Source organism: Mesorhizobium sp. M7A.F.Ca.MR.148.00.0.0, assembly GCF_003997735.1.
Classification (GTDB): Bacteria; Pseudomonadota; Alphaproteobacteria; order Rhizobiales; family Rhizobiaceae; genus Mesorhizobium.
In genome coordinates this window covers 1-5,071 of the sequence record NZ_RZTB01000206.1, presented here as the reverse complement: position 1 = coordinate 5,071, position 5,071 = coordinate 1, and the positions used below count along the sequence as shown (strand labels likewise).

At 65.3% G+C, this 5,071-nt stretch carries 6 protein-coding genes; 4 read left to right on the top strand and 2 right to left on the bottom strand.

Annotated features, from left to right (window positions below; genetic code table 11):
• Both EOB49_RS32755 and EOB49_RS32750 read left to right on the top strand, forming a co-directional pair.
• Positions 1 to 349: SDR family oxidoreductase (locus EOB49_RS32755; protein ID WP_127383397.1), on the top strand; the 349-nt coding region annotated here is incomplete at its 5' end.
• 49 nt (positions 350 to 398) lie between these two features.
• On the top strand, positions 399 to 1,457 hold the full coding sequence (locus EOB49_RS32750) for a Gfo/Idh/MocA family oxidoreductase (protein WP_127383396.1): 1,059 nt from the start codon (positions 399 to 401) through the stop codon (positions 1,455 to 1,457).
• A 72-nt stretch (positions 1,458 to 1,529) separates the two neighbouring features.
• Here the strand turns inward: EOB49_RS32750 and EOB49_RS32745 are convergent, their stop codons facing one another.
• On the bottom strand, positions 1,530 to 2,129 hold the full coding sequence (locus EOB49_RS32745) for a DUF922 domain-containing Zn-dependent protease (RefSeq protein ID WP_127383395.1): 600 nt from the start codon (positions 2,127 to 2,129) through the stop codon (positions 1,530 to 1,532).
• Between the two features lie 118 nt (positions 2,130 to 2,247).
• Between EOB49_RS32745 and EOB49_RS32740 the strand changes: the two genes are divergently transcribed.
• Positions 2,248 to 2,742, top strand: a complete 495-nt coding sequence (locus tag EOB49_RS32740; protein ID WP_245472948.1) for a hypothetical protein — start codon at positions 2,248 to 2,250, stop codon at positions 2,740 to 2,742.
• Between the two features lie 51 nt (positions 2,743 to 2,793).
• On the opposite strand, the gene EOB49_RS32735 is transcribed toward EOB49_RS32740, so the two are convergent.
• On the bottom strand, positions 2,794 to 4,218 hold the full coding sequence (locus EOB49_RS32735) for a PLP-dependent aminotransferase family protein (RefSeq protein ID WP_127383394.1): 1,425 nt from the start codon (positions 4,216 to 4,218) through the stop codon (positions 2,794 to 2,796).
• Between the two features lie 35 nt (positions 4,219 to 4,253).
• Here EOB49_RS32735 and EOB49_RS32730 point away from each other — a divergent pair, with 35 nt between their 5' ends.
• Entirely contained in the window at positions 4,254 to 5,006 is a 753-nt protein-coding gene (locus EOB49_RS32730) for a pyridoxamine 5'-phosphate oxidase family protein (protein WP_164781896.1), read from the top strand.
• Positions 5,007 to 5,071 lie beyond the last annotated feature (65 nt).

Below are 5,071 nucleotides of genomic sequence, written 5' to 3'. Positions count from 1 at the left end.
GCAGATGGTCAAGCAGAAGGGTGGCGCCATCATCAACATCTCGACGGCCTGGGTGGTAGAGCCGAGCCCGATGTTTCCGACGTCCGCTGTGTTCCGCGCCGGGCTTGCCGCCTACACCAAGATCTTCGCCAATACCTATGCCGCTGACAATGTGCGCATGAACAACGTGCTGCCCGGCTGGATCGACAGCCTGCCGGCCACCGAGGAGCGCCGCGACAGCGTGCCGATGCAGCGCTACGGAACCTCGGAAGAGGTCGCCGCGACCATCGCCTTCCTGGCGTCCGAAGGCGCCGGCTACATCACCGGCCAGAACATTCGGGTCGACGGCGGCATCATACGCGCTATTTGAGGGCGTCGGCCGGGAGGGGATCCCGGCATCTCACCCCAAGGAGCAAAGAATGCGGCTTTTGATACTCGGCACCGGCTGGATGGCGCAGGAACATGCGCGGCGCTTCACCGCCATCGACGGCGTCGACATTGTCGGCGCGGTCGATGTCGATCCGGCACGGGTCGGCGAGTTCGCCGACAGTTTTGACATTCCCAACCGCTTTACCGCGCTGGATGAGGCGCTGACATGGGGTGAGTTCGACGCGGTGGCCAATGTCACGCCGGACCGCATCCACCACCCGACCACCATGGCGCTGATCGCCGCCGGCAAGCCGGTGCTGTGCGAGAAGCCACTGGCCGAAAGCTATGGCAAGGCGACCGAGATGGCCGACGCCGCCGAGGCCGCCGGCATCGTCAACATGGTGAACCTCACCTATCGCAATGTGGCGGCGCTGCAGAGGGCCCGCCAGATGGTGCAGGCGGGCGAGATCGGCACCGTCAGGCATGTCGAGGCGTCCTACCTGCAAAGCTGGCTGGTGTCGAAATTCTGGGGCGACTGGCGCACCGATCCGAAATGGCTGTGGCGCCTGTCACGCGGCCACGGCTCCAATGGCGTGCTTGGCGATGTCGGCATCCACATCCTCGATTTCGCCAGCTATGGCGCAGCCGTCGACATCGACCATGTCTTCTGCCGGCTGCGCGCCTTCGACAAGGCGCCTGGCAACCGCATCGGCGACTACGGGCTCGACGCCAATGACAGCTTCGCCATGACGCTGGACTTTTCCAACGGCGCCTTCGGCGTGGTGCATGCCAGCCGCTGGGCGACTGGCCATCTCAACGAACTGCGCCTGCGCATCTATGGCGAGAAGGGCGGCATCGAGGTGATGCACAATCTCGACGGCTCGGCGCTCAAGGCCTGCATCGGCGAAAACGTCGAGAACGCCATATGGGAAGAGTTCGACGCCGGCACGGTGCCGACCAACTACCAGCGTTTCACTGACGCTGTGCGAACCGGCGTGCAAGCCGAACCGTCCTTCCGCCATGCCGCCGAATTGCAGAAGGTGCTGGATCTGGCCGTCGTCTCGGACGAGAGGCGGGCGCAGCTGAGGGCGAGCGCTGAAACGCGGTGAGCTGGGCGAAGCGGCCGGCGCCAGCGGTCGAAGATAGCACTGCCGCCAACTTCGGACTGCGGTCCGCGCCAGTCAGGGGCCGGTCACGAGCGAAAAAACCAGTTTCTGCAAATTGCCGCCATTGCCGAATTCGACGCGGTCGAAATCGCGGCTTGCCAGCACCCGCGCCTTCGAGATTGCGTCGAGCCGCTTGACCACCTCGGCCCTTGTCTTGCTGCATTTGGGATCGTCGGCGACGGTCAGGCCGTTCGTCGCGGCTTGGATGTCGTGGACCATCTGGACCATGCTGGCGCCATGCACCTTCTCATGGGCGGCGACGCCGGCAATGAAGGTTTCCCAGTTCTTCTGGACGGCGGGCGGCAGGGAGCCGGAGGGTTTTGGCAAGGTGTAGGTGACGATCAGCTTCGGCCGCCCGGCCGTCAGCACGCAGTCCTTGCCACTGGGCTTGTAGTCCCTTAACCCCCAGGTCAGCTTGAAATTGGTGTAGGCGATGGCGCGGGCAATGCCGAGCTTTGGCCCTTTCTCGCCGATCGAGCGGTAGAGTTCGGCGCCGGACCGGCCCGAGATCGCGTAGGGCTCGATTTTCTCGACCGGCTTCCACTCGGCACGAGCGGTGAGCGGCGAGGCAAGCAGGGCGGCAAAGGACAGACACAGGCGAACGCAGGCTCTCAATCCAACTCTCCACGAAACAGGACCGGCTGCCGCAACGGGCAATGCCATCGGATCGCTTTTTCCTATATGCTGCCGACGGGCGCTGCAAATGCCCTGGAGGCAGTCAATTGGGGGAGTCATGAGAGTTGCACATCTCATCGTCGCTGGTGCCTTGGCCGTCGTGCAGGCCGCGCAGCCGGCGTTTGCCGCGTCGTGCGGTGGCTGGAGCGCCAAGATGGAGGAAGACGAGGGCGGCAGCGTGCTGACGGCTTCGGTCTGCGGCGGGCCGAAAGGCGATGCGCATATGATGCTCACCTGTTTCGACACGCCGGTGCTGAGCTACGATCTCGGTGCCACCGGCCAGCAGCTGGAACCTGGCATCAGCGGTTCGTTCGCGTTCAAGGCCGACGGCAAGAGGGTAACCAAGACGCTCCAGCTGGAGGCCATGTACAACTACTTCGTGGTCAATCTGGCGAAAGCCGATCCGCTGCTCGACCTGCTGCGGGAGAAAGGCGATGTGTCGGTCAGTTCAGCCAAATATGGCGAGACCAATTTTCCGCTGAAGGGCTCCAGCGCGGCCATCGGCAAGGTGCTGGCGCAGTGCGGCAAGGCCGGGCCAGCGGATGGGGATTGACGGGGCTCTACAGTTCGATGCCGGCGCACCAATGAGGCGGTTCTCGTTGGCTCACCGGGCTTGCTGCCGAACCACCCCACCCAGTCGCACCGTCGCGGCCATCAACTCCTCGTCCGAAAACCCCGAAAAACCCAGCACCAGACCTTGCCGGGGCGCCCCGCCGATGAACATTGAGGACAAGGCCCTGGCGCCGACACCCGCCGCCTTCGCCGCCTCGACGATCGCGGTGTCCGGCCCGGCGTCCTTCAGCGTCGCCATCAAATGCAACCCCTGTTCGGGCACGGTTACTTCGAGGGCATCGCCGCAATGCGCCTCGAGGCCGGCGACCAGGACGTCGCGCGCGGCCTGGACGCGGCGGCGCACGCGCCGGAGATGCGCGGCGAAATGGCCTTTGTTCAACAGGTCGGTCAGCGCGCCTTCGGCCAGCGTCGAGGGGAAGCGGTCGGAGCGCGCCCTGACCGCCATCACGGCATCGAGCAGCGCTTCGGGCACCACGACATAGCCGATGCGCAGGCCGGGGAAGAGGATTTTCGAGAAGGTGCCGAGATAGGCGACACGATCTGAACCGTCCATGCCCTGCAGCGAGGTCAGCGGCGGGCCGGCATAGCGGAACTCGCTGTCGTAGTCGTCCTCGATGATCCAGGCATCGTTGCGCCGAGCCCAGTCGAGCAAAGCGAGACGGCGGCGCATCGTCATCGTCACGCCGAGCGGATATTGATGCGAGGGCGTGACATAGGCCGCGCGCGCCTTGGAGCACAGGCTTTCGCCGATCTCGGGATCGAGCCCTTCCGCGTCGACCGGTACCCCAAAAACCCTGGCGCCGCTGCCGGCCAGCACGGCCTGCGCCATGGGATAGCAGGGGTTTTCGATCCAGACGGCATCGCCGGGGCTGAGCGCGGCGCGCACCAGAAGATCCAGCCCCTGCTGCGTGCCCGAAGTCAGCACGATCTGGCCGGCATCGCAGCGCACGCCGCGTGCGGTCCTGAGATAGGTGGCAATTGCCGTGCGCAGCGGCAGGCCGCCGCGCGGATCGCCATAGCGGAAATGCTCCGGCCCGGGGCGAGCGAGGTGGCGCGACAGAAGGATGCGAAACAAATTAAGCGTGCGCGGATCGGACACCGCCACGCCAAGGCCGCAAGGCAGCGAGGTGGCGGCATCGATCTCGGGTGGCCGTGGCTTGACCAGTGTTGTCGGCAGATGCGGCACGTCAGGCGCGACGAAGGTTCCGGCACCGATCCTGGCGAGGGCGAAGCCTTCCGAGACCAGCATTTCAAAACAGGCAACCGCCGCCGAACGCGATAGGCCGAAGCGCTGTGCGAGATCCCGGGTGGTCGGCAATTTGGCCCCGGCAGCCAGCGCGCCGGTCTCGATCAGCCGCCTGAGCGCCGCATAAAGCTCGCGGCTGCGCGGGCCGTCGCCCGGGAGGACCGGGATCAGCGCCGACCAATCCGGCAAATTGGTCTGTTTTTTCTTCATCGGATTGGTTCTTTTATCAACCAATGTCACGGCGCATGGTTGGCAGACAACAACCAAGGATGCAAGCCGTGAACGACACGCCAGCCAGCTTTCCGACCACCAGCCGCAACCGCGTCAAGCGCCTGCACGAGCGCGGCAGCTACGACCATGCGGCAGTCTTCGCGGTGCTGGATGCCGGGCTGCTGTGCCATGTCGCCTATACGTCCGACGGCCAGCCCTATTGCACGCCGACCATCCACTGGCGCGAGGACGACATGCTCTACTGGCACGGCTCGTCGGCCAGCCGCATGCTGCGCAATCTGCGCGGCGGCACGCCGGCGTGTCTGACGGTGTCGCATCTCGACGGGCTGGTGCTGGCGCGCTCGGGCTTCAACCATTCCGCCAATTACCGCTCGGCGATGTGTTTCGGCACGGCGCGGATCATCGATGAGCCTGATGAGAAACTGAAGGCGCTGGCCGGCGTCGTCGACCGCTTCTACCCCGGCCGGAGCGAGACCCTGCGGCCGATCTCGGTGCAGGAGGCCAAGGCGACGACGGTGATCGGCATGCGCATCGAAGAGGCATCAGCCAAAGTGCGCGCTAAGGGAGTCGCCGACGACGAGGAGGATTACGGGCATCCGGTGTGGGCCGGCGTCATCCCGGTGCGGATAGTGGTCGGCGCCGCCGAGCCGTGTCCGAGGCTGCTGCCTGGTATCGAGCGGCCGCAGAATTTGTCGGGTTATGCGGAGGGCGAAAGGCTGGATCGGGCGCTGACGCAGGCGCAACTGACGTATGAGGGCGAGCTGTAGCCAGCAAAGTTAGCGCTGCCCCTCATTGTCCTGCCGGACATTTCTCCCCGTATAGTGACGGGGAG